At 39.5% G+C, this 25211-nt stretch carries 26 protein-coding genes; 17 read left to right on the top strand and 9 right to left on the bottom strand.

Going from position 1 to position 25211, the window contains the following annotated elements; all coding sequences use genetic code 11:
- From A8F95_RS06925 to A8F95_RS06915, 3 genes are all read right to left on the bottom strand, one after another.
- Window positions 1-804 carry a DeoR/GlpR family DNA-binding transcription regulator gene (locus tag A8F95_RS06925; protein ID WP_065409883.1) on the bottom strand — a complete coding sequence of 268 codons (804 nt, stop codon included), beginning with the start codon at window positions 802-804 and terminating at the stop codon, window positions 1-3.
- A 115-nt stretch (window positions 805-919) separates the two neighbouring features.
- Window positions 920-2053 (bottom strand): 2-aminoethylphosphonate--pyruvate transaminase, encoded by a 1134-nt coding sequence (gene phnW / locus A8F95_RS06920; protein ID WP_065409882.1) that lies wholly within the window; start codon window positions 2051-2053, stop codon window positions 920-922.
- Window positions 2054-2162: 109 nt separating this feature from the next.
- Entirely contained in the window at window positions 2163-3446 is a 1284-nt protein-coding gene (locus A8F95_RS06915; protein ID WP_245671173.1) for an MFS transporter, read from the bottom strand.
- A gap of 1006 nt (window positions 3447-4452) precedes the next feature.
- Here A8F95_RS06915 and A8F95_RS06910 point away from each other — a divergent pair.
- The 12 genes from A8F95_RS06910 to brnQ all read left to right on the top strand — a co-directional run bounded on the left by A8F95_RS06910 (window position 4453) and on the right by brnQ (window position 15492).
- Window positions 4453-5649, top strand: coding sequence for a saccharopine dehydrogenase family protein (locus A8F95_RS06910; protein ID WP_065409881.1), 1197 nt, complete (start codon window positions 4453-4455; stop codon window positions 5647-5649).
- 162 nt (window positions 5650-5811) lie between these two features.
- Window positions 5812-6621, top strand: coding sequence for a phosphonoacetaldehyde hydrolase (gene phnX, locus A8F95_RS06905; protein WP_065409880.1), 810 nt, complete (start codon window positions 5812-5814; stop codon window positions 6619-6621).
- A gap of 81 nt (window positions 6622-6702) precedes the next feature.
- Window positions 6703-7251 carry a BMC domain-containing protein gene (locus tag A8F95_RS06900; protein WP_065409879.1) on the top strand — a complete coding sequence of 183 codons (549 nt, stop codon included), beginning with the start codon at window positions 6703-6705 and terminating at the stop codon, window positions 7249-7251.
- Complete coding sequence (locus tag A8F95_RS06895) at window positions 7248-8720, top strand: acetaldehyde dehydrogenase (acetylating) (RefSeq protein WP_065409878.1); 1473 nt, start codon at window positions 7248-7250, stop codon at window positions 8718-8720. The genes A8F95_RS06900 and A8F95_RS06895 overlap by 4 nt, the downstream gene beginning before the upstream one ends.
- A gap of 19 nt (window positions 8721-8739) precedes the next feature.
- The gene (locus A8F95_RS06890; protein ID WP_065409877.1) at window positions 8740-9027 is read left to right on the top strand and encodes a BMC domain-containing protein; all 288 of its coding nucleotides are present in this window, start codon (window positions 8740-8742) and stop codon (window positions 9025-9027) included.
- An 11-nt stretch (window positions 9028-9038) separates the two neighbouring features.
- Complete coding sequence (gene pduL / locus A8F95_RS06885; RefSeq protein ID WP_065409876.1) at window positions 9039-9824, top strand: phosphate propanoyltransferase; 786 nt, start codon at window positions 9039-9041, stop codon at window positions 9822-9824.
- Window positions 9821-10660, top strand: coding sequence for a hypothetical protein (locus tag A8F95_RS06880; RefSeq protein ID WP_342669942.1), 840 nt, complete (start codon window positions 9821-9823; stop codon window positions 10658-10660). Before pduL ends, A8F95_RS06880 begins: the two co-directional genes overlap by 4 nt.
- 2 nt (window positions 10661-10662) lie before the next feature.
- Entirely contained in the window at window positions 10663-10932 is a 270-nt protein-coding gene (locus A8F95_RS06875) for a EutN/CcmL family microcompartment protein (RefSeq protein ID WP_065409875.1), read from the top strand.
- 288 nt (window positions 10933-11220) lie between these two features.
- Window positions 11221-12741, top strand: coding sequence for an aldehyde dehydrogenase (gene adh, locus A8F95_RS06870; protein WP_065409874.1), 1521 nt, complete (start codon window positions 11221-11223; stop codon window positions 12739-12741).
- 42 nt (window positions 12742-12783) lie between these two features.
- On the top strand, window positions 12784-12927 hold the full coding sequence (gene sda / locus A8F95_RS21640) for a sporulation histidine kinase inhibitor Sda (RefSeq protein ID WP_077247254.1): 144 nt from the start codon (window positions 12784-12786) through the stop codon (window positions 12925-12927).
- A 338-nt stretch (window positions 12928-13265) separates the two neighbouring features.
- Window positions 13266-13754, top strand: coding sequence for a CarD family transcriptional regulator (locus A8F95_RS06865; protein WP_095407455.1), 489 nt, complete (start codon window positions 13266-13268; stop codon window positions 13752-13754).
- A 382-nt stretch (window positions 13755-14136) separates the two neighbouring features.
- Window positions 14137-15492, top strand: a complete 1356-nt coding sequence (brnQ, locus tag A8F95_RS06860; protein ID WP_065409872.1) for a branched-chain amino acid transport system II carrier protein — start codon at window positions 14137-14139, stop codon at window positions 15490-15492.
- A 156-nt stretch (window positions 15493-15648) separates the two neighbouring features.
- On the opposite strand, the gene A8F95_RS06855 is transcribed toward brnQ, so the two are convergent.
- Window positions 15649-16311 (bottom strand): GntR family transcriptional regulator, encoded by a 663-nt coding sequence (locus tag A8F95_RS06855; protein ID WP_065409871.1) that lies wholly within the window; start codon window positions 16309-16311, stop codon window positions 15649-15651.
- Between the two features lie 265 nt (window positions 16312-16576).
- On the opposite strand from A8F95_RS06855, the gene A8F95_RS06850 reads away from it, so the two are divergent.
- Window positions 16577-16798: a DUF4407 domain-containing protein gene (locus A8F95_RS06850; protein ID WP_245671171.1), complete on the top strand. Its 222-nt coding sequence runs from the start codon at window positions 16577-16579 to the stop codon at window positions 16796-16798.
- Window positions 16799-16952: 154 nt separating this feature from the next.
- Here the strand turns inward: A8F95_RS06850 and A8F95_RS21635 are convergent, their stop codons facing one another.
- Window positions 16953-17141 carry a monooxygenase family protein gene (locus A8F95_RS21635; RefSeq protein WP_281181745.1) on the bottom strand — a complete coding sequence of 63 codons (189 nt, stop codon included), beginning with the start codon at window positions 17139-17141 and terminating at the stop codon, window positions 16953-16955.
- Between the two features lie 143 nt (window positions 17142-17284).
- Between A8F95_RS21635 and A8F95_RS06845 the strand changes: the two genes are divergently transcribed.
- The 4 genes from A8F95_RS06845 to A8F95_RS06830 all read left to right on the top strand — a co-directional run bounded on the left by A8F95_RS06845 (window position 17285) and on the right by A8F95_RS06830 (window position 21510).
- Window positions 17285-17899: a PH domain-containing protein gene (locus A8F95_RS06845; RefSeq protein ID WP_049664639.1), complete on the top strand. Its 615-nt coding sequence runs from the start codon at window positions 17285-17287 to the stop codon at window positions 17897-17899.
- 226 nt (window positions 17900-18125) lie between these two features.
- Window positions 18126-19208: a Fe(3+) ABC transporter substrate-binding protein gene (locus tag A8F95_RS06840; RefSeq protein ID WP_065409869.1), complete on the top strand. Its 1083-nt coding sequence runs from the start codon at window positions 18126-18128 to the stop codon at window positions 19206-19208.
- A gap of 2 nt (window positions 19209-19210) precedes the next feature.
- Window positions 19211-20857: an ABC transporter permease gene (locus A8F95_RS06835; protein WP_245671169.1), complete on the top strand. Its 1647-nt coding sequence runs from the start codon at window positions 19211-19213 to the stop codon at window positions 20855-20857.
- A complete protein-coding gene (locus A8F95_RS06830) occupies window positions 20854-21510 on the top strand; it encodes an ABC transporter ATP-binding protein (RefSeq protein ID WP_065409867.1) in 657 nt (218 codons plus the stop codon). The genes A8F95_RS06835 and A8F95_RS06830 overlap by 4 nt, the downstream gene beginning before the upstream one ends.
- Window positions 21511-21568: 58 nt before the next feature.
- On the opposite strand, the gene A8F95_RS06825 is transcribed toward A8F95_RS06830, so the two are convergent.
- The 4 genes from A8F95_RS06825 to A8F95_RS06810 form a co-directional block, all read right to left on the bottom strand.
- The gene (locus A8F95_RS06825) at window positions 21569-22357 is read right to left on the bottom strand and encodes a FixH family protein (RefSeq protein WP_065409866.1); all 789 of its coding nucleotides are present in this window, start codon (window positions 22355-22357) and stop codon (window positions 21569-21571) included.
- A 44-nt stretch (window positions 22358-22401) separates the two neighbouring features.
- Window positions 22402-22971, bottom strand: coding sequence for an SCO family protein (locus A8F95_RS06820; protein ID WP_065409865.1), 570 nt, complete (start codon window positions 22969-22971; stop codon window positions 22402-22404).
- Between the two features lie 107 nt (window positions 22972-23078).
- Window positions 23079-24488 (bottom strand): sensor histidine kinase, encoded by a 1410-nt coding sequence (locus A8F95_RS06815; protein ID WP_065409864.1) that lies wholly within the window; start codon window positions 24486-24488, stop codon window positions 23079-23081.
- Window positions 24488-25165: a response regulator transcription factor gene (locus A8F95_RS06810; RefSeq protein WP_065409863.1), complete on the bottom strand. Its 678-nt coding sequence runs from the start codon at window positions 25163-25165 to the stop codon at window positions 24488-24490. Before A8F95_RS06810 ends, A8F95_RS06815 begins: the two co-directional genes overlap by 1 nt.
- Window positions 25166-25211 lie beyond the last annotated feature (46 nt).

The following is a 25211-nucleotide window of genomic DNA, read 5'->3' as shown; positions in this document are numbered from 1 at the left end:
TTAATGTTTTTCTTCTCTTTTGTCAGCCACCAACCATTTGATCCCATTTTCTCTTAAAGGAACGTCCCATTCACTTGAATGAGGTTCGCTAGTTATGATGACATCTATATCCTTTAAATCAGCCATTTTATAGTGGGTGCGTTTGTCTATTTTTGAATGGTCAATTAATAATATACATTTGTTAGAATGTTCGATTATTTTTTTAGCGACCATTCCTTTTGCAAAATCATAACTTGTTATTCCCGTATCTCGGGATAAACCATCAGCTGAAATAAAGAACTTATCAACATAAAGGTTTTCTAACATTTGTAAGGTGAATATTCCAGATACTCGATGGTGAGTAGCGTTAATTTCTCCACCTAGCATAATAATTTTTCCCGAAAAAAGATTTTGCTGGTGCAGATCAATTAGTACTGAAAGAGCTGTAACAGAAGTGGTATAAATAGTAAGGTTGCGTTTTTTGCGCAGACTTTTAGCCAACTGTAGAGGTGTGCTGCCATCGTCGATCACGATGACATCGTTATCATGGATAAGGCTGGCTGCCATCTCTCCGATTCTTCTTTTTTCATCAGAATGTAAAACCTCTCTTTCTTGTGTAGAAGGTTCTTCATTAAAAAATGAAACATTAATAGCTCCACCGTAGACTTTCTTTAACTTTTCTTCCTGATGCAATTCGTCTAAATACTTGCGGATCGTTTCAGTAGAAACCTTCAGCATTTTGGAAAGGTCTTTAACTTTGACTTTTCCGCTAATCTCTAATAATTCAAGTATCTTCTTTTTCCTTTCTTCTCCCGCCAATGACACGATTCTCACCCCAAATATAGTATTTCCATCATTGTTTCTTTTATAGGCTATTAATAAAGCCATTTAAAAAAGTATAAGAAACAATGATGGAAGATACAAGTTTCATAAGGAGTCGTTAATTTTTAAAAGCGGGTTTGAGCCAGTATCTGCTTTCTTCAATAGCTGCTAATAGAGACTCGATATCCTTTTGGTGCACATCTCCTATGTTTCCAATTCGGAATGTATTTAAATTTGTTACTTTTCCTGGATAAATAACAAATCCTTTTGCTTTTAACTTGTTATAAAATTCAACGAAGCTAAAGCTAGGATCTTCAGGATAATAGAAAGAAGTAATAATCGGCGATTGTAATTCTTCTGGAAGCAGAGGCTTAAAGTTAAGCTTTTTCATTCCTTCGACGAGAGTTTTTTGATTATTTCTGTATCGTGCTGCTCTCTTAGATACTCCGCCTTCTTCCTCTAATTCTTTTAAAGCTTGAGAAAAAGCCCGAACAACGTGAGTAGGGGAGGTGAATCTCCACTTTCCATTATGCTCCTCCATCGTTTTCCATTGGTCATAAAGGTCAAGGGATAGGGATCTGGCATTAGCGCTGCATTTCTCAAACTCCTCAACGTTTACGAGGGCAAAGCCAAAGCCCGGTACTCCTTCGATACACTTATTGGCGCTGCTAATGAGATAATCAATGCCAAGTGTATCAATGTCCATTTCAATACCGCCAAAACTGCTCATTGCATCTACAATATAAATACGATTATGCTTTTTTACAATCTCTCCTACTTTTTCGATAGGGTTCAACATACCTGTCGTTGTTTCACAATGAACAACAGCTACATGTGTAATCTCTTTATCAAGATCTAAAATCATACTTAACTTATCGAGATCTGGCTGCGCTACTTCGCCGCTATCTAATACTACCGTATCAATGCCAAGTATATTGGCCGTTTTTACAATTCTATTTCCGTATACGCCATTGGTTAGTACTAATAATTTTCCTGTTTTCGGAATGGTTGTTCCAATAAGAGACTCTACACTAAAACTGCCGCTTCCTTGCATTAAAACCGCTGAGTACTTATCGACTGAATTTGTAGCTAAACGAACAAGTTTTTGTCTAATGTCTTGGACGATATTATTATAGTCATCGTCCCAAGTACACCAATCTTTCATCATAGCTAATTTTACTGTTTCCGTTGTAGTAAGAGGGCCTGGGGTTAGAAGCAAATAAGGATTGTTCGTAACGTCATTAAGATTCATTTGATACACTCGCTTTCGTGTTTTTATTTGAATTTATTTATATGAAAGTAACAAATATGAAGTTGGAAGCGTCAATCATCCACTAAAACAATTACGAGAAGAACCGATACTACTTATTAACTGTGCGGTTCGAAATAGGTGGAGGAACATTATTCGTTATGGCACCGTTTTCAGAATCGCCGATCGTTCTAGCTAAAAGCACACAGACGAGTGATAGAACGCCTAATAGCATGAGGTAGATAGCAGCAGGAAGCCATGAATTATACTTATCAATGAGCCAAGTGGCAATTAACGGACAAGTACCGCCAAAGATGGCCGCTCCTAATTGATAACCGACTGAAATTCCGGTATAACGAACTTCCGCGCTGAACATTTCAGAAAACATTGTGCCGAGAACAGCAGTGATAACGGACCAGATAGCATAGCCAATCATGACGGCCACTGTCAATAAAAGCATAGTCTTTTGAGAAAGCAAGAGAAAATATGGTATGGCGAAGACAATGACTCCCAATGTTCCGGTTATAAAAATTTTCTTTCTTCCAATACGGTCTGAAAGTCTCCCTACAAGGGGGATAGCAAAGAGAGAAACGAAAGTTCCTATGGTAACTGCATTCAGGACTGAATTCTCAGGCATCTTTAAGGTGTTGGTGGCGTAAGAGATTCCAAATGTTGCAAACATGTAGAATGGAGCGGATTCAATTGCCTTGGCACCTGTTGTTAAGATGACTTCTTTCCAGTGGTATCGGAATGTATCAGCAATCGGTAGTTTTGATACTCTTCCTTCGTCTTTTGCTTTTTGAAAGTCCGGTGTTTCCTCTAATCCACCCCGTATCCATACGCCAATAAATACTAATGCTAAGCTTGCTATGAATGGTATGCGCCATCCCCATGAGAGGAACTGAGCGTCTGACAATACTGATGTCATTAAGGACATGGTGCCAGTGGCGAGAATCATTCCAACAGCCGCTCCCATCATTGGAATGCTGCCTCCAAATCCTCGTTTTTCTTTCTCAGAATACTCTACTGCAAGGAGTACGGCTCCTCCCCATTCCCCTCCAACAGCAATCCCTTGAATTAATCTCAGTATAACTAGCAGGGCAGGGGCCATGAGCCCGATGCTGTCATAACTAGGCAACAAACCAATTGAGGCTGTACTTACACCCATAATTCCTAGTGTAAGGACTAATGATTTTTTTCTCCCTACCTTGTCGCCTATGTGACTGAATATAATTCCTCCAAGCGGCCGGAAAAAATAAGGGATACCAAAGGAGGCAAGGGCCATAAGTAGTCCTACAGTTGGATCAAAGTTAGAGAAAAAAACTTTGTTGAAAACTAGTGAGGCAACAGCACCATACAAAAGATAATCGTAATACTCAATAGAACTACCAATCAAACTAGCGAATAACGCTTTCCTCCGAGTTTTTTCGGAATGGACTACAGTAGCCAGAAAAATTCCCCCTTGTTTGTTTTTTTGATGTCTGAAAACGCTTCCGAGTAATTCTTGAGAAAAAGATAACACGTTTTCAGACAATTGTGAATAGTTTTTTCTATTTTTTCTTGTTTTTATTTTGTATTTATCCTTTTTTATCTTTGTTTGCATTGTTTCTTAGAGCTTTTATATCATTCAAAAATTCTTTTTTTACTTTCTTTTGTCATAGATGCTTCTTAGATTTTAGTTTGCAAAATCTTTCTAACCATTCTTTTTTGGGTTCTTATATTCAAACTTTTCATGCTTCTGGCGTTTAGACAATGCTTGCTCTAAAGGTGAGGTGAAAAGGGATAATACGTTTGATTTGATTAGAAAGCCCAACTAAAGCCAACTAAAAACAAAATTATATCTCATTTTCGTTTAATAGAAGATAAATAAAGAATCTTTTTAGGACGTTTAATAGGCTTTAAAAAACAAACTGAACCCTTTTTTGGAGACTTCATTCGATCAAAATAAGAAGCTAGAAGATTAATAGAAGGAAAGAAAGATAGAAGACTAAGTGAAAAACATTATAGACAAAACATGAAAAAGGGATCAGATAAAGGCTGGCAATTTACTCCATGATAAACCAGATGCCGTTCTGTAGAGGTTTGAGAAAGGAATGGTTGGCTATAAAAGAGATTTCAAAAAGTGCTCTTGCGAAGGAATTGGAAACAATCGTCACCTGGGAGCTCTTTATTTTACATATGACATATGACAATAATCCGCCCAGTTGTTTTAAATAAAGAGAAAAGCATGGCTTTAATTGGTTGTAAAAGATAATTTCTATGAAGAAATCAAATAAATTAGCTATTTCGAAAAAAAGTGCAAAGAAAAAACAATAAAAAACAAGACAAAACAATTTCGCCATGCTATAATCCAATTAACTCATAAATTGAGTGAATATTTAAAAACTTCAAGGGGTGATGGAGTGAAGGTTTTTTGTCTAGGGGGAGCTGGACGGATTTGTAGAGAGGCTGTTCTTGATCTTGTCGAGTATTCGGAGTTCGATGAAATTACGATTGGCGACTTCAACGAAGAATTAGGACTTGAATTAGTTAAACAATTGCATGATCCACGTGTCAATTTTGTAAAAGTAAATGTAATGAATCATGACGAAACCGTTGAGCAAATGAAAGGCTATGACGTTGTAATGGATGGTACGGCTATTACATTAAACGGTATTTCTACAGCGTGTATTGCAGAAGCCGGCTGTCATGGCATTAATTTAAATGGATTCGGAGCCGAGGATGAGTTTTCAGAGGTATTCAAAAAGAATAACAAAACAGCGGTTCCAGGCTTTGGAATGACTCCTGGCGTAACACAAATGATGGCGATGCATGCTGCCAACCAACTTGATGAAGTCGAATCTGTTAGAGTCAGCCACGGTTCTTTTAGGCCTATTGCCTTTTCAAAGTCTATAACGGAAACAACTACTTATGAATATGACCCAGACCTTCCAGGCCGGATTATTTTTGAAAAAGGAGAGTTTGTGCAAGTTCCTCCTTTTGCTAGACCTAGGAAGATACACCTGCCTGAACCTTATGGCGAGACAATGCAATACATCATTCCACACTCCGAAACGCGTACTCTTGCGAAGGCACTTGCAAATAAGGGAGTGCAGTTAATTGAAGTAAGGGGCACTTGGCCAGAAAAGAATATGCGGTTAGTTCGAAGCCTCTATGATTATGGGATCATGCGCAATCCTACAGTCAATGTTAATGGCACAGAGACTGGTCTGATGGATATTATCGGCGATTATTTGCTTCAGTCGAAAGAGGGCCAAGAAACAGAGCTGTACGGTTATTCTCTACATGTAGAAGTTATCGGGACAAAGAACGGTACTAGAAAGCGGCATATATTGTATCATACACACCCTGCAAGCGATGGCTCCGTAAAAGGATGGGAACAGCTCAGAGCCTACACTAGAAATGTTGGAATTCCAATGGCTATTGCAACAGAAATTTTGGCCAAAGGAATGGTCAAAAAAACAGGTGTGTTAATTCCTGAAGAAGCTTTTGAACCTGCCATGATTTTTAATGAACTAAAGAAAAGAGACATTCATGTCCATGAAGAAATCAAAACAGTGAATGAAGCGTTAGAAAAAGAAGAAGCCATCCGGAGCTAAATAAATGAATCTATTAATCTAATCAAGTAGGAAGAAAATGCGGAAAATGTGTTTCTTCTATTATTAAACTCACAAGCTGTACGACCTAAATTCAAATGATCACTCATTTTTATAGTGAAATAAAAAGTGAAGTTTTAGTTGTGTATAAAGGAGGTTAGTGCTTTGAATAATCAATCTCCCCAGGTTGAAGCCATTATTTTTGACTGGGCAGGAACTGTTGTTGACTATGGTTGCTTTGCACCCTTGGATGTTTTTAAGGAAATATTTAGAAAAAGGGGAATAGAAGTGACGGATGAAGAAGCGCGCGCACCGATGGGGTTACTGAAGTGGGATCATATACAGGAAATGTGTAGCATGGATCGTATTGCACAGTTATGGAAAGAGAAGTTTGGTGCATTACCTGAAAAGAGAGACATAGACGAACTATATGAAGATTTTGAGCCAATGCTATTTTCTATTTTGCCTAATTACTGTACTCCAGTTCCAGGAGCTCTCGAATTGGTTGATCGGTTAAGAAGACAAGGAATCAAGATTGGTTCAACAACTGGATATACGGCCGAAATGATGGAAATTGTCACTAGAGAAGCAAAGAAAAAAGGCTATGCACCGGATTCGTTAGTAACACCAAGTGAGATGCCGGCAGGACGGCCTCTTCCTTGGATGTGTTATCAAAATGCTATAAATTTGGGTGTCTATCCAATGAAGCATTTTATTAAAGTAGGCGATACGATTAGCGACATTAAAGAGGGAAGAAATGCGGGAGCCTGGACTGTGGGAGTGATAAAAGGCGGCAGTGAATTAGGATTAAAGGAAGAGGAAGTAAGGGCGCTTGATCCAGATACCTTAGCAGAAAAGATGGAAGCAGTAGCAGAACGGTTTAAAAAAGCAGGGGCTCATTATGTCATTGATAGTATTGGAGAATTAGACCAATTAATTCCTAAGATTAATATGCGCTTAGCCAATGGAGAGTAAACAATAAGAATTGGTTCTGTCAGCCTATAAGAAGCTTATTTCAATTTTTGAAATAGCTATGAGGTGAAGAGGTGAGAGTGATTGAAAAAAAATACCTACGCATTGGGTATGGTCGAAACTATTGGATTCCCCGCCATGTTTGCAGCTGCAGATGCCGCATCCAAAGCAGCAGATGTAAAAATTGCTACATATCAAGGGGCGGATTCGGGGATTGTTACCATTTATATAGTGGGTGATGTAGCTTCAGTGCAATCAGCTGTCGCTGTAGGTACAGAAGTAGCCAAGAGAGTGGGGCAATTTCGACATTCACATGTTCTAGCGAGGCCAGATGATCATGTAATGACCATGATTTTTCCGGAGCTGGCTGAACAAAAACAAGATCAGCCAAATGATCCTCCTGGTGAAAAGATATTTGAAAGAGTTGAACAGCCAATTGTTGTACCCAATAAGGAAAACAGTGATGTAAAGTTCAAAGATTTAAACAAAAAGAATATCCAAGAGTTAAGAAAATTAGCTAATTCTTTAACAGAGTTTCCTCTATCACCCCAAGAAATTTCAACCGCTAAAAAAGAGGATTTAATTAAACATTTAAATGAGTTTCAGGATGGGAAAGGTGGGGATAAGTTATGATGCTGGATACTGATCTTGAATCCGTTCAAGAAGGAAGACAACTTTTACAACAGGCAAAATTAGCGCAGGCAAAAATGAGAAACATGACTCAGGATGAAGTAGATCGAATTGTTCATAGCATGGCTCAAGTTGCTTCGCAGGAAGCGGGGAGACTGGCATCCATGGCTGTCGATGAGACAGGTTACGGAAAAGTGGAAGATAAATTGACTAAAAACTTATTTGCCTCGCGCGATGTCTATGAATCCATAAAAGCAAAGAAAACAGTAGGAATCATCTCTCGAAATGAGCAGGAGCAAGTATGGGAAGTAGCTGAACCTGTCGGCATAGTAGCAGGAATTGTTCCTTCAACAAATCCGACTTCGACAGCAATCTTTAAAGCGCTGATTGCGGCAAAGTCAAGAAACGCAATTGTCTTTAGTCCGCATCCTTCTGCCGCTAAGTGTACAAATGAAGCGGTCAAGGTGCTGCAAGAAGCAGCACAAAGAGCTGGTGCACCCGATGGGTTGATTTCATGTGTTACCAATCCAACTCTCGCTTCAGCTCGTGAGTTAATGAATCATAAGCTGACAGATCTTATTTTGGCTACTGGCGGAACAGACATGGTAAAAGCTGCGTATAGTTCAGGAAAGCCTGCTTTTGGTGTCGGTCCGGGCAATGTGCCAGTTTATATTCATTCAAGTGCTAACCTAGGAAAAGCTGTAAAACAAATCATACAAAGCAAAACTTTTGACTATGGAACGATTTGTGCCTCTGAGCAAGCCATTGTGGTAGAACAGTCTATCAAACGAAAAGTGAAGAGAGAGCTAGAAAGTGAAGGAGCTTATTTTCTAGATGAGTACGAAAAGAAAAGAATAGAAGATATCATTCTCGTCAATGGAAGATTGAATCCAAGTATTGTGGGGAAATCTCCTCAGCGATTAGCTGAAATGGCAAAAATAATCATTCCGGAAAAAGCTAAATTATTAATTGCAGAAGAAACAAACGTAGGGAAATCTCATCCTTTTTCACTGGAAAAACTCTCTCCGATTTTGGCTCTTTACACTGTGCAGGATTCGCAGGAAGCCAGTAATGTATGTAATGAATTGCTTGAACTAGGCGGCCTGGGACACACAATTGGGATTCATGCTGAAAATCAGGATATCATTGAAAGATTCGGCTTAGAGCAAAAGGTTTCCCGAGTGATTGTGAATTCAGGGACAACATTTGGCGGGATTGGTGCTACAACGGGCATTGCACCATCTATGACGTTAGGCTGCGGAACATACGGCAATAATGTTTCATCGGATAACATCGGGCCTGAACATTTACTGAATACTAAACGCATTGCTTTTGGAGTGCGGGAAATGAAAAATGAACATTCATTAGGTGAGACAAGCAACCAAAGCACTCCTCCAGCGAATGAGAGAAGTATCTCAAGAGCGGAAGTTATGGATATCGTAAAAAGTGTATTACAAGAACTAAAATTATAACCTGAAGGGGGCATAAAGAATGAGCGTAGAAATGGGAGCATTAGGAATGATTGAAACAAAAGGATTGGTAGGGGCGGTAGAAGCTGCCGATGCCATGTCGAAAGCGGCAAATGTAAAATTGATTGGTAAGGTTCATGCAGGTGGCGGATTAGTAACAGTGATGGTACGTGGAGATGTAGGAGCCGTTAAAGCATCTGTAGACGCGGGAGCTGTGGCTGCTGAAAGTATTGGAGAATTAGTTTCTGTGCATGTAATCCCACGTCCTCATTCAGATATTGAGCTTATTCTTCCAAAATTGGAAGGGTAATCTTTTAGTCGATGACGGTTATTACGGAATCCAAATTAAGGGCGATGTTAAAAAAGGGGATTCCTAATCCTTATACTATTAATGGGGACGAGAAAATTACACCGGCTGCAATGGATTTCTTAAGAGATAGAAAGATCGCAATTACGAACCGGCACTCTGATAAGTCTCTTCCAAATTTAAAAGAAAGCATAACAGACTTTATGGTTCCAGTTGGAGTTTCCAATCGACATATTCATTTATCGACACAGGATATTCATTCACTGTTTGGTGATGATTATCATCTAACTCCTTATCGGGATTTGTCACAGCCGGGCCAATTTGCTGCTAAAGAGCAATTAACTTTGCTAGGGCCAAAAGGGATTATCAAAGATGTAAGAATTCTTGGGCCGGCAAGGGGAGAGACCCAAGTAGAAATATCCATAACGGATGGATTTCAATTAGGAGTCCATCCGCCTGTACGGTTGTCAGGCATAATTGAAGATACTCCAGGTTTGACACTGATTGGACCAAAAGGGTGTATCTCTCTTCAACGGGGAGTCATTGTAGCAAAGCGTCATGTGCATATGTCTCCTGAAGACGCTCAAAAATTGGGAGTTGAGCATGGAGATACATTACTCATCCAAACAACGGGGGAGCGTTCCATTATTTTTTCAGATGTAATCGTTCGCGTATCATCAAGTTACCGTTTAGATTTTCATATTGATTTGGACGAGGGGAATGCGGCAGGTTTAAAAACGGGGGACTATGTACAAATAATCGGGAAAAATGGTGAATTCCTATCCCGACCGAGGGGGTGAGGAGGATAGATATTCGTGAGATGGTTGAGTCGGTTGTACGAGAAGTTGTACAGTCCATTAAAACCGAGAAAGAAACAAGGAAAAATGGAAATGTATTATTTGTCTTTTGTGATAGCTCGGCACATGAACCGTTCACAGATCAGTTTATTAAACTGAAAAATGCAAATATTGCATATGATATTTTGTTTCTAGATGGCGAAACATCATCATGGCTTGGCATGCAAAGAGTAGAATCAAGCGGTTCTGGACGAATTATTGCAGCTGACGAATATTCCCCAGCAGCGATTGAGCTGCCAAAAGAATATGATGGAATTATTATTCCTGAAATTGACCTGGATAATGCTGCCCGTGTCGCAATGGGCTTAAAAGGAACCATTAAGGCGGAAATCATCTTTTCCGCACTCATGCTTCAGAAATTTATTTTGATTGGGGCCGATGTTCCGGGAATAAAACGTGCAGACCGTCGCTGCTTAAAGACGCTTTCCTTACCAGCCCCTTATCAAAAACGGTTTAAAAACTATGCGGAACAAATGAATGAACTTGGTGTTCAGTTTGAGCTGCAAAAGGATTTGGCCGATAAGGTAATTGAACAGTTTAGTCAGAAGATAGAAGCAAATGCACCTGAAAGTCTAGAGAGCGCCAATGAAGGCTTGCAATTTTATGAAGATTCTTTACTGTTCAGAAAGAGACTTCTTACTGCTGAATGGATTCAAGCGCAATCACATATACCGAACAATGTCATTTATGTTGCTAAGGGTACAATCGTTTCTCCATTGGCAAAAGATCTATTAAAAGAAAAAAAGTTAACTATTAAAATTGCCAAAAGGGATGAGTAAATATGCTCCTAGCAAGAGTAATAGGAAGTGTTTGGACAACCCAAAAGGAAAAAGGAATGGAAAACATTAAGCTCCTCATCACTCAGCCTTTAAATGCAAAGAGAGAGCATCAGGGAAATCATGTGATTGCCATGGACAGACTAGGGGCTGGTGTTGGTGAATTAGTGTTGATCACTCAGGGCCTGGCGGCACAAAAAGTAGCTGAAGAGAAAAGACCTCCAATTGACGCTGCCATTGTTGGCATCGTGGATTCCTTTGAGGTTAACGAATAAACAAGTGATTAAGAACTTCATGCTAATAGGCTGTCTTATTAGTCTTAGAAGATTGAAAAAAGTGCTTCTTCCTCTGGTGGAAATAAAGATATTCAACTTGTAGCCCAGAATGGTATGAAGTGCTTTTTTCGATTTGCTAAAGAGAAAAAATGTACATATTGAGAAGGTATGTACATTTTTCTATCTTTTCTAAGAGGACTTCGAGATGCCTTTTAACCCATCATTATTCAGTATAGAGGCATCAATAAAGCGAATTAACTGAATATTTTTAAAAATGGAGGAGTTAATGTGATCTATCTACAACCTAAACAAGAGCAATCCAAGGTGCGTTTTAAAGAAAAATATGATAACTACATTGGAGGCAATTGGGTTTCTCCGGTACAAGGTAATTATTTTGATAATATTTCGCCGATAAACGGAAAAGCCTTTTGTAAAGTAGCGCGCTCTACAAAGGAAGACATTGAGCTTGCTCTCGATGCAGCCTATAAGGCAAAGGATGCATGGGAACGTACTTCGGCAGCGGAACGTTCCCGCCTTCTTAACAAAATTGCCGATCGGATGGAAGAAAATCAAGAACAGCTGGCCATAGCAGAAACGTGGGATAACGGAAAGCCTATACGTGAAACGATGGCCGCTGATATCCCCTTAGCTATCGATCACTTTCGCTATTTTGCTGGCGTGTTGCGAGGAGAAGAAGGAAGCATTAGTGAAATTGATGAAAATACGGTAGCTTATCACTTTCATGAACCATTAGGAGTAGTGGGACAAATTATTCCTTGGAACTTTCCTATTTTAATGGCTTGCTGGAAATTGGCTCCTGCTTTAGCTGCAGGAAATTGTGTTGTATTAAAACCTGCTGAACAAACTCCCGCCTCAATTATGGTTCTAGCAGAACTAATTGAAGACATCCTCCCTTCAGGAGTTTTAAATATTGTAAATGGTTTTGGGGTAGAGGCTGGAAAAGCGCTTGCAACAAGTCCGCGAATTGCAAAAATTGCGTTTACTGGTGAAACATCAACTGGACGCTTAATTATGCAATATGCTTCTCAAAATATTATCCCTGTTACACTTGAACTCGGTGGGAAGTCACCAAATATCTTTTTTTCTGACGTCATGGCGCAAGATGATGAGTTTTTTGATAAAGCCATTGAAGGATTTCTGCTTTTTGCACTTAATCAGGGAGAGGTATGTACTTGTCCATCCCGGGCACTTATTCACGAGGCAATATACGACGAATTCATGGAACGTGCTCTTGCGAGGATTGGAAAAATAAAACAAGGAAACCCATTAGATACAGATACAATGATTGGCGCACAATCTTCTATGGAGCAAGTTGAGAAAATTTTGTCATACATGGACATTGCTCGAGAAGAGAAAGCTGAATGTTTAATTGGTGGTGAACGAAATATTCTCGAAGGAGATCTTAAGGAAGGCTATTATATTAAACCTACTGTTTTCAAGGGCAATAACGATATGCGCATTTTTCAAGAAGAGATTTTTGGACCAGTTGTATCTGTTACAACCTTTAAGAATGAAGAAGAAGCGTTAAGAATAGCCAACGATACACTGTACGGTTTAGGAGCGGGAGTTTGGACGCGTGACGCCAACACTGCTTATCGTATGGGGCGTGCCATTAAAGCAGGGCGCGTTTGGACTAACTGCTATCATCTATATCCGGCACATGCTGCATTTGGCGGTTATAAGCAGTCAGGTATTGGGAGAGAAACTCATAGAATGATGCTTCAGCATTATCAACAAACGAAGAACTTGCTTGTGAGTTATACACCAAACGCATTGGGGCTTTTCTAAGTGAAGTAAACTGTGACTTTTTATCTCGTAAGGGGATTAGTGATGAACTCTACCTTAATATTACTGAGTGATAAGCAGTTAATAAAGGTTTATTGCCAAGCAAAGGAGCTAAATCTTTCTATCGATTTCATTTCACTGTTGCAAGCTGAGATGAATAGAAGAAAGTTACTTGTTGTTGTATCCTAACAAAAGACTCTAAATGTTATCGGTAAAAAGAGAGAAAAACAGCCGAACCACAATGTTATGATGATGAATATTATTTCATTTGACGTGTAGAAACACTACACGTCTTTTTGGCTTTATTAGACGATTTATTATAATAAGGAAGAAAAGGGGGATTATTCCATGAGGGTTAGGATGATTGCCGTTTTACTATTAAGATAAAAGCAATTTTTCACTTTAAAAATTTAAAGATTTTGTACATAAAAACAGTTTAAAAGTGTTGACTGACAAAAAAGATATATGATATATTTGTTTATTTGTGAAAAAAACGGAGGTGTGATAACATAGAAGATGTAAGTAATATGGAGGTGGATGATTTGTTTCAGACTGGCGACAAGGTTTTCTATCCAATGTATGGGGCGGGCATCGTCGAAGCCATAGAAGAAAAGGAGATCCAAGGGAAGACACAAGAATATTGTGTCATTACCATTCCTCTTAGTAAAATGAACGTAATGATTCCTGTAAAAGTGATCGAGAAATCACGAATACGTTCCATTACTAGCAAAACAGTGGCAAAAGATATATTGTTTGACTTTCACCATGAGGTATCAGACTGCTCGCTCTCGTGGAAAGAGCGGCTAAAAAGAAATACAGAAAAAATGAAAACAGGTGAAATGCAAGACACCGCTGAGGTAGTTCGGGACTTATTGAATTATGAAAAAGAAAAACCGCTTAATTCAAGTGAGAAACAAATGTTAGATCGTGCTAGAAGAATTTTAATTAGCGAACTAACCATGATTAAAGATATTAGTGAAAGTGAAGCAGCTAATTTGCTAAAGCTCACTAGCTAATGAAGCTGGCAGTGAAAACAGCGGCTAAATTTGGACATCCTAAATTTTTTAGGATGTTTATTTCATTCATTTATTAATCAACGCGAAAATGTATATATTGCTATTAGTTTGGGTAAAGGCAAAGTGGACAACTAATGAGAGGGAAAAATTATCTTAATATTGAAAAAATAAAATAGAATAAAGCGTTATGAAGAAATGGTAAGTTATTTCTCTTTTTACAACAAGAGGTTTGATCATTTTTAAATCTTCAAAATATTTTACAATAATATATTGAAATTATAGAGCAATAGAAGTAAGATAGTTCTAGCGATATATTGCATACTTCAAACGAAGATCTTTATTGAGCGAAAATAGATTTTGTATTTTGGAAAGGAATAATTATATGAAGACGAAATTACCATTTTCAGCTTACCTTGCAATAGGAGTTATGCTGTTTGCTTTATTCTTCGGAGCGGGCAATCTTATCTTCCCCGCGCAGCTTGGCCAAAATGCGGGTACGAACGTATGGCCAGCAGTCATTGGCTTTTTAACTACAGGAGTCGGATTGCCATTCCTCGGTATTTTGGCAATGGGCTTCTCAGGAAGCTCTAACTTACAAGAGCTTGCAAGCCGGATTCATCCGATTTATGCCGTTATTTTTACGTCTCTTCTTTATTTAACAATTGGTCCGTTCTTTGCTACTCCGCGTACAGGAACGGTTGCTTATGATATTGGAATTTCGCCGTTTGTAGGTGAAGGTTCTGCTCAAATGGGTCTGTTCATTTTCACATTAGTGTTTTTTGGGGTTACGATGTGGCTTTCACTAAACCCTTCAAAGATCGTCGATCGGGTTGGGAAAATTCTTTCGCCTGCGCTGATTATATTGCTTTTTGTATTGCTTATTACAGTGATTGTGAAACCAATGGGATCTATTGAAGCTCCACAGGAAATGTATACAAGCGGTGCATTTGTAAAAGGCTTTTTAGAAGGGTACAACACGATGGATGCACTTGCTTCACTTGTGTTTGGAATTATTGTAATTAACGCTATTCGTGCGATGGGTGTAACCTCTAAAGGTGAAGTGTTGTCTGCAACTATAAAATCAGGTACTGTAGCGATTACTTTCCTTGCTGTCATTTATGTCGGAATTGCTTATTTAGGTGCTACAAGCACGGAGAAATTTGGTGTCTTTGAAACAGGTGGCCCTGTTTTGAACAGCGCAGCTTCTTATTATTTCGGAAGTTTCGGATCAGTCATGTTAGCCGTGATCATCATATTGGCATGCTTAACAACAAGCATTGGATTGATTACAGCCTGCGGTGAGTATTTCAACACTTTAATGCCAAAAATAAGCTATAAAAAGTTTGTTGTTTTCTTCTCAGTATTTTCGTTCGTCATCGCAAACTTCGGTTTATCTAACATTATTATGTATTCAATTCCAGTTTTAATGTTCCTCTACCCGCTAGCGGTTACGTTGATGCTTTTAACATTCTTGTCACCGTTGTTTAACCATTCGCGCGTTGTGTATGTCGCCGCAACAATCGTAGCATTGATGATTAGCACAATCGATGGAATCAAAACATTCTGTGACTCATTTGGGATTGCGTACTTTAACTGGGTGAAAGCCGTAGTGGCCTTTTATGAACAAGTATTACCGTTATACAGCCAGGGACTCGGTTGGTTACTGCCAGTTTTAATCGTGATTCTTATCACAGGAATCATTGCTCGTTTTCAAAAATTAAATACAGTTGAAGCATAATAAAAGCAGGTTTCCTTATTCAAGGAAACCTGCTTTTATGTTAACAACAAACACTTTCTCATCTGCAGAGTTCGTCATTAAGATCAAAAACATTCTGCAAATAACAATGAATCTTCAGAGCCTGTTCTCCCGTGCTAGGAGAACAGGCTCTCATCTTCATTCACATACGAGTGAATGAAATTCTTTGATGATACGAAGCCAATTTCTTCTCATGCTTTCAGAAGCCTTTGCTGCATCACGCTCTTTCAAATATTCAATGAGTGCTGTATGCTCTTCGATCGACTCTTCTGTTAAAACAATCGAATTATGGAAAAATAATCTTCTGACATGTGACTGTAGGGACGGAATCATTTTAAGAAGATAGGGATTATTAGCCGTGTCAACGATAATTTGATGGAACTCTTCATCAATCTTTAAAGCAACAAAGTAATTTTTCGAACGAACTGCTTGGGCAAATCGTTCATTTGTATGCTCAAGCAGTAAAATCACTTGATCTGTTAAATGAGGGATCGCCAGTTCGGCCGCTAATGCCTGTAATGCTGCTAAAGGAGGGAGAAGATCGGCCATCGATTCTTCTTCGACTTCCGTTACCTGCGTGGACTTGCCTGGATACATTTTTACAAATCCTTGCGCCTCGAGAAGCTGTAAAGATTCACGAATCGGAGTTCTGCTGACTCCCAACGCTTCGGCAAGCTCTTTATCATTCAATTTTTCACCCGGCCGCAAGGTACCGTCAATAATCCATTGCTGCAGTTGATTGAATGCGCTTTCTTTTGCTGTTTTTCGTACCGGCTTTGAATGATCAGTAGGTATTGGCACTGAAATTCACCATCCTGCAAAAATTCTATATTATCTCTATATATAGTATACAGGAAAATAATCTAGAGAGAAATATGCAATATATTTCTGACTGCTTTTTTTAGAAACTTTTAGAAATAAAAAATTGATGTTTGGAAACGAATAAAAATGTCAATAGAATATATAAATAAAATATGTCAAAATTTCAAAAATAAATTGACGAAAATGTGAAAATGTGAAATAATTAAGAAAAGGGAGATGGTTAAAAATGGACTATAAGGAAAAAATGTTAAATGCAACAAAGTATATTGGCGGAACTATTCTGGCGTTTGGGATTATTACTTTCTTAATCGGTTTCTTTGCAACTGATTCTAGTGTTTTAACACCAATGGGCATTGGAGCGGTTGTAGGGGCAGTTTTCGTCTTTTTAATTGGAATCTTCTTTGTAGCAGCAGAAGAGATGCTAGAGAAGGCTTATAGAGGGGTAGAGCCATATCGAACAAAGTAAGAAACGTTGCCTTGGCTGTAGACAAATACTTACTTTCTTCAGTGCTCACTTAAAAGAAAGCGTTATCAAGAAATGAGAGTGTTAAATTAAACTTTGTTTACACGCTGGGAGCGTCATGAAGAGACGCTCTTTTTTGTGTGCTCTAAGATCTGTCTTACGCCTTGTTCTCCAGCCGCTGCAGGGCGGAATGTAAGCCAGATGTGATTGCTTTATGTCCTGTTGCATGTGCTAAACCATAGACCGGCATATTTCCATGGACACCTTCGTATTGTCCTTTAGGGACAATATGAGTCTCGTGATAAATCCCGGCAGCTCCGTCGCTGCTTATTTTTTGATTAAAGATTCGAATGGTTTAAACAGTGGTTCTGTATTCAATGCTCTTATCCATTCGTTGTTTATTAAAAAAGTAGTTTGCTTCATACTAGGCTCTTGTTAAAATTAGGGAGAATGCAATTCCAATTAAACCTTTTACAGGAGGATGAGTAGATGTTTAAAAAAATAGCAGCTGATGCGCTTGGATTATCCGATATTGGGACGATTATTTCACCGGCTGATTATGATAAGACTGATGCTGATGATTATGTGATGCATGAAGATGATGAAAAAATTTATTTTTTAATTAAAACAAAAGCGGATGAATACTGCTTCACAAATCTCGCTGTCATTCATGTAGATGGAGAAAGTGCCATATCATCTAAGCGAACGCTAAAGCGCTATCCGTATGCCCAGCACAAGATTGCTAATGTTGTTCTCGAAACAGCAGGCAAAATTGATATGGACGTGGAAATCAAATTTCAATTAGGCAGCCAAATGTTCGATATAGATGTACGAAAAGATCAAATTGAACAATTAAAAGATTTATATAAAGCTTTGCTGCGTATTGCGGAAATTACACATGAAAATAGTATATACATAGATATGGCTTCGCAGAGTCTTGATAAAGCAGTGAATATCTTGCAAAATTCCCGCACCGACGAGAAACAGTTAGGTGATACGTATCGTGAGCTGACAGACTTCGGCTTTACATGGATGACGTCTGTTCGTGAGCAATATCATCTTAAAGACTTTGGGGAAGTGTTTGAGAAATACATTAATAATTAATCAACCAAAAAGTCCATCTATCAGATGGGCTTTTTTATTAAGAAAAATAGAAAAAACTAGGAGGCGAAGACGGAATTTTAACTAGTCATTAATTTTTTATCAATAATTACTAATAAATATTCGGAGATTTCCATTGACCTTTTGTTGAAAAGTCAATAGAATAGAAAGCAATGAATGATAACAATTATCATTATCACATAATAAAAGAAAGAGGCAGGTATACATAATGAAACTGAAAAAACTTTTCAAACCAATGTTGGCAAGTGCTGTACTTGCACTTGGCTTAGCCGGATGCGGAGCCAATGAGAAGGATGATAATCCAGAAAAAGCAACTCCAGCGCCAGAGAAACAAGAGGAGAAAGTCGTTAATGTGTACACAGCGAGACATTACGAAGCAGACGATGAAGTATTCAAAAAATTTACAGAAGAAACAGGCATTAAAGTAAATGTCGTTAAAGCTGAAGCTGAAGAGTTGATCGAACGTTTGAAGCGTGAAGGAAAAAGCACGGAAGCAGATCTATTTGTAACAGTAGACGGCGGCATTTTAGCTAATGCGAAGAAGAATGATATTTTACAGCCAGTAAAGTCAGAAGTTGTAGAGAAAAATGTACCGGCGAAGTTCCGTGACGCAGACAATAACTGGGTAGGTATGGCTACAAGAGCACGAGTAATTGCTTACTCTAAGGACAGAGTAAAGCCTGAAGATCTTTCAACATATGAAGATTTAACAAGTGACAAATGGAAAGGGAAAGTGCTTGCACGTTCTTCTACAAGTATGTACAATCAGTCCCTGCTCGCTTCTTTCATTGAATTAAACGGTGAAAAAGAAGCGGAAAAATGGGCAGCAGGTATCGTGAAAAACTTCGCTCGTCAACCAGATGGCGGAGATCGTGATCAAGCGAAGGCCATTGCAGCTGGTGTCGGTGATGTAGCGATTATGAATACGTATTATGTTGGATTATTAGCGAACTCAGAGGATGCGGAAGAAAGAAAAGTAGCAGAAGGACTCGGCGTTTTCTTCCCGAACCAAGAAACAAATGGAACACACGTTAATATTAGCGGTATTGGCTTAACGAAATACAGCAAACATCCTAAAAATGCAACAAAATTAATTGAATATGTTACAGGCAAAGAAGCACAAGAGTTTTTATCAGCAAACAACTATGAGTTCCCGGTAAATGAGGAAGCAGAGAAACCTGAGTTGCTTAAGTCATGGGGCGAATTCAAAATGCAAGATTTGAACTTTGAAAAGCTTGGCGAGCATAATCAGAAGGCAATCGCGATCTTTAATAAAGTAGGCTGGAAATAAAAGTGAAACGAAAACTGATAGGACGTTCAATTCGAAAAGAATTTAACGGCTGGTGGGCAATCAGTCTAATTGGGGCGACAGTGATACTGTTGCCCATTCTCTTTGTTTTCTCTTCTTTATTTTTTAAGCCGAATGAAAATTGGTTTCATATCCGGGAGTATTTGTTAGGGACATATGTAAAAGAAACGTTGATTCTTGTTATTTCAACGGGGGCACTAACGGCGATTTTGGGAGTAACGCTTGCTTGGCTCGTGACGATGTACGATTTTCCGCTCAAGCGTTTCTTTCGGTGGGCGCTTATATTGCCGCTGGCCATTCCTCCTTATATTGCTGCTTACACGTACAGGTCGATGCTTAGCTATACGGGAGTTATACAGGCTACGCTGCGAAATGAATTTGGTTACCAGATGAACCCGGAATGGCTCAATATTTCGTCTTTACGTGGCGCTGTTTTCATTTTTACGCTGTTTTTGTATCCGTATGTATTTTTAATTACGAGATCTTTTTTAGAGCATCAAAGTGCTTCCTTTTTTGAAAATGCCAGGCTGCTTGGAAGAAAGCCATTCTTCATTTTCTTAAAAGTGGTCCTTCCGCTTTCACGGCCTGCTGTTGTCGGGGGCGTAGTTCTTGTTATATACGAAGTGCTCAGTGATTATGGTGTAACAAGCTATTTTGGTATTCATACGATCACTACAGCTATTTTTCAAACGTGGTTTGGCATGTATGATGTCAATACGGCCATGCGGCTTGCGGCTTGGCTGATGCTGATTGTTGTCGGAATGTTTATTATAGAAAGACTGCTCAGAAGCCGGCAGCGCTATCATTTGCCGGCAAAATCCAGGCCTCTTGCTGCCATGAAGTTAAAGGGAATGGGGGCTGCTGCTGCTTTTATTTATTGTACGCTAGTGTTTTTAGCTGGGTTTTTCATTCCTTTCGTACAATTAATTGCGTGGGCTGTGTTAACGTTTGATAAAGTATGGAACGATACCTTTTTCACATTGGTGTACCAAACACTCTACGTAGCTTTGATTTCTACGCTGATCATTATTGTGGTAGCTGTGATTGTAGCAAATGTTTGCCGAAAGCAGACGGCGGTTTCCTACTTTTTAGCGAAGTGGATTACAACGGGCTACTCAGTCCCAGGGGCTATCATCGCTATCGGAGTGCTAGCGATCTTTATTGGTCTCGATCAGTGGCTTGCGCCAATCTATGAAATGATGGGAATGGCGGATGCCCCATTGATTTTAAGTTTATCTATTGTGATGTTAATAACCGGTTATGTGATTCGCTTTATGGCAACCGGCTATAACGCCATTGAAGTTGGGTTTGAAAAGGTAGGGACAAAGTATACAGAAGCGTCACGGATGCTGGGAAGCGGTGTGACTAAAACCTTTTTCAAAGTCGATTTGCCGATGATTAAAGGAGCGATCTTTAGTGGTTTTATCTTAACATTTGTCGAGATTTGCAAAGAACTGCCGCTTGCTCTGTTGTTAAGGCCATTCAACTTCGAAACATTATCAACAAAGACATATCAATTTGCAAAAGATGAGCGAATTCATGAAGCATCGGTGTCATCGCTAATTATTATTGCGATCAGCGCACTATCTATTGTCGTTTTGCAAATGGTGAATAAGAAGGTGAAAGAATGAAAATTGTAGATGTCCAGGATCTTGTTTTTTCTTTTTCTTCTGAAGGAGAACCAGTGATTAACGGTGTTTCTATAACGATTATGAAGGATGAGATCGTTGGAGTTCTCGGCCCGAGCGGCAGCGGAAAAAGCACGATGCTCCGTTTAATTGCCGGGTTGGAGATGCCTTGGCAAGGTTCTATTTACATTGCTGAAAAGCCAGTCGTTGCCGATAAATTGTTTGTCCAGCCGGAAAATAGGGGAGTCGGCATGGTGTTTCAAGATTATGCTCTGTTTCCGCACATGACAGTAGGGGAGAACATCCTATTCGGATTATCTCGGCTGCCGCGTAAAGAACGGAAACCCCGGGTAGCTGAGATGCTGGAATTAGTAAAAATGGGCGAGTTTGCTGAGCGCTATCCTCATGAATTAAGTGGTGGCCAGCAACAGCGAATCGCTTTAGCGCGGGCACTGGCCCCAAAACCTAACGTCCTGTTAATGGACGAGCCCTTCAGTAATTTGGATGCTGATTTGAAAGCGGAAATTCGAGAGGATTTGCGCGTTATTTTAAAGAAAGCGAACATTACCTGTATGATCGTCACTCATGATCGTGCGGATGTAGAAGCGATTTGCGATCGCAGTATTGAAATGGGACAAAGAGAAAAGATAGGCTAATAAAAAGCGGTCTCTTAGCTGATGGCAGATCAGTTTGAGAGCCCGCTTTTTAATTGATTTATTTTGTTACTTCTAGCTGATGCTCTTCGTGTTCATGCAGTCCTGCTTTATTCTCGACATGAACCTTTACGATGAACGTGCCGGCGTCAGCAAAAGTATAAGAACCTGAGTATTCGCCAGGTTTGTTTTCTTTTACGTCGACCCAATCGTGTTTATCAGGATGGCTATTATTCCAAATCTCATAGCGAACCTGAGCGTTTTCTAAAGGAACTTCTTTTAATTGCAAATGAACAGTTAATGGAGTAGCGTTATTAGCTTTCACATTTTCAGGTTTTATAAAATGCATGGAAAAATCGGCTGAATGATCTCCGTGATGGTGGTGTTCTGCTTGTTCTCCATGTTCATGATGTTCCCCGCCTTCTGGGACAGCTGCTCCTTCTCCGACAGTCACTGGCTTTAACGGCATCGTATGAAGGGCTCTTGCATCTATGTGTACTTGCACAGTAAAGAGGCCGTCATGATCAAAGGCAGTTTTAGCTTCGTATGTGCCGTCTTCATTGTTCTTCGCCTTAATCATTTTACTTTCTTCTTTCTTTCCATCTTCCCACACTTCAAATGCCACTTTGTCGGCATCGGCTACTTTTTCATCACCTTGCGACACTGTCACCTTCATATTAATTTCTTCCTTCACGGCCGCCTTTTCAGGAACCTCTAACACGGCTTTAAGCGGCTGCGGCACTTTTTGTGTCTCTTTCGGTTTTTCTGTTTCCTTATTTGTCCCGCTATTGCACGCTGCAAGTGCTGTGATAGCGAAGGCTAATAATATTGTCCACAATAGTTTTCGCATGTTTATTCCTCCAATTTATCTATCTCTGGTGTAAAGCTCATCCGCTAATTTCCAAGAACTTTCTTAACATCCTTCATGATGTCATCACTGTGAGTTCCTGCGGTGAAGCTATACTCGTTGATAATTTCTCCATTTTGATTAACTAAGTAGAAATTAGTGTTGTGAATAACCTGATCCGATGATGCTGGTTTCTGGACAAGAGTTTGAAAGGCCTCTCTGCCAAATGCTTCAATCTGCTCTTGAGTATAGCCTGTGAGCATTTGCCAATTCGACTCGTCTTCTGTGAAATTAGCTAGATACTTCTTTAATTTTTCTGGTGTATCTACGGCTGGATCAACGCTAAATGAAACAAGGTCTACAGGAAGGTGCTCTGCTTTTAGTCGTTTTTGCAATGCTGCCATATTGGCTGTCATCGGCGGGCAGACTGTATCACAGTTTGTAAAAATAAAGTTGGCAATCCACACTTTTCCTTTCAGGTTCTCGCTTCCGAATGGCTTTCCGTTTTGATTCGTAAAAGTAAAGGGCTTCATTTGGTAAGGCTTGGTTTCATTCAAGCTGCAAGCTGAAAGAATCACCAATATGATACCTAGTATAAGCAGCGGGTTTTTCCTCATGCTGCACACCTCTTTCCGTCAAGTCACTCATCATCGGGGGAAAAAGAATACTTGAGACAAGCATAAATGATGATTGTGAAATTCATGTGAGTAATCTTTAGCAAATTTTAAACAATAGTCTCAGAAAGCAGCGGCAGCCGAATTGTAACAGTTGTATCTTGTGCTGTCCCGCTTTCAATTGAAAAGGTACCTTCGTGCAGCCTGATAATTTCTTTCACGATCGAGAGACCAAGGCCCGTGCCGCCGGTCGCCCTGCTTCTTGCTTTATCCGTGCGGAAAAAGCGTTCGCCGATATGGGGAATATCTTCCTCATGAATGCCAATCCCTTGATTTTCCACCCGCAGTACCATCTCGTCGTTTTCTCCTGTTAAATTAATGGTTAGCATGCTTCCTTCAAAAGAATACTTCACCGCGTTATCCAGCACGTTGTACATCACTTGCTGGATTCGTTTTGGATCGCCATTAATGATTAAATCTTCCTCAAAGTGTACCTCTGTACGGATCTTTTTTTCACTAATATGAATATCGAACAGGTGAAGGGTATCCCATAATAACTGGGCGATAGCGATCGGTTCTTTATCGAGCACATACATGCTCTCTTGAAGACGGTCAAGGTCGACTAAATCATGAATTAATTTTTTAAGTCGTTCTGTTTCTTTTTCGATCGTTTCTAAATATTGTTGAGCTTCTTCAGGAGAGGTGTATATTTGCTGCTTTAACGCTTGGGTGTAGCCGCTAATATAGGTCAATGGAGTTCTAAGCTCGTGTGCAACATTGGATAGGAACTCTTTTTTTCGGATGTCTTGTTCCTCTAGAGAAGAGCTCATTTTATTGAATGCTTTAGCTAATTGTCCTACCTCATCGTTCGCTCGAATGGGCAGGCGGTTAGAATAATTTCCTTTTGATACTTCTCGTGAAAACTGCTGGATTTCTGTCAGCGGTTGAAACAGCGATTGCCGGATTTGATTCACGACAAAGAACAAAATAAGGAAAAATAACGTGCCTGTAAAAGTTAAAATCGGCAGACTGCCCTGAAATACTTCTTGAATGGCTGCTAATGGCACATAAATATAAACAAACCCAATTAGGCCTGTTTCGCCCATTATCGGAAAGACAGCCCCCATAATTTCTCGCTTGAATTCTTTTACATAGCCTTCTTTTAATACGTACTTTCCTTGTTCAAGCTGCTTTCGGTCTTGTTTATTTACAAGCGCTTTGTAGTTGACTTTGTAAGGAAAATAGGTGGATAAATCCTCGAGGTTATCCACCACAATAATTTCGTACTCAGAGACGACATTATACCAATGGATTTTTTCGATAATTTCTTTGCTTAATGTTCCATAGTGATAGTGGGAAGCCGTTCTTTCTCCCTGATAAATCACCGATTCTCTTATGCTGTTTAAGTACAAGTCTTTATATAGAAAATGCAAAAAGAAAAAGGCAAAAACAATCGTAAAGACGATGCAGGACAGAATGAGAACGAGCACCTTTTGGCTTAATGTAACATTCTTTTTCACTACAACACCTCAAATTTGTAGCCGACTCCCCATACGGTTTGAATAAGAGCCGCATGCTCCTTTAACTTTAGGCGCAGTGTTTTAACATGTGTATCGACTGTTCTTTCACTGCCGTTATACTCCTCTCCCCAAACAGCTTGCAGAAGCTGTTCTCGTGTAAAGACCTTTTCGGGATGCTGTGCGAGCCGGGAAAGGAGATCGAATTCTTTTAATGTTAACGAAAGGGTGCGTCCGTCCACCGTCGCCTTATATGCATTCGCATCAAGGATGAGAGGGCCGATTGTATAGCGGTCTGTTTTGGGAGGCGCAGGCTTGGTTCTTCTTAAAACAGACTCGATCCTTGCTAGAAGCTCGCCTGGATGAAAAGGCTTTGCTATATAATCGTCGCCTCCGAGCTTCAGACCATGAATCTTATCCCATTCTTCTCCTTTGGCCGATAAAAAAATAAGCGGAAGATCATAATTTCTTTTTACCTCTTTTGTAAAGGCGAAACCGTCCATATACGGCATCATGACGTCTACAATTAATAAATCAGGCAGCTGCTTCTCGATAGTGGAAAGAGCGTCTATTCCATTTGCAGCCTCCAGTACTGTATAGCCCTCTTTTTCTAAAAAGGTTCTAACGAGTTGTCGCATGGCTGCTTCGTCATCTATGATCATGATTGTTAACTCGTTCATTTATATTCCTCGCTTCCTTGAAATCCTCTTCTCTTTATTGTAGCCA

Source organism: Pseudobacillus wudalianchiensis (genome assembly GCF_001685015.1).
GTDB lineage: Bacteria > Bacillota > Bacilli > Bacillales > Domibacillaceae > Pseudobacillus > Pseudobacillus wudalianchiensis.
Note: the sequence above shows the minus strand (reverse complement) of the source record. Positions and strands in the feature narration are given on the sequence as shown.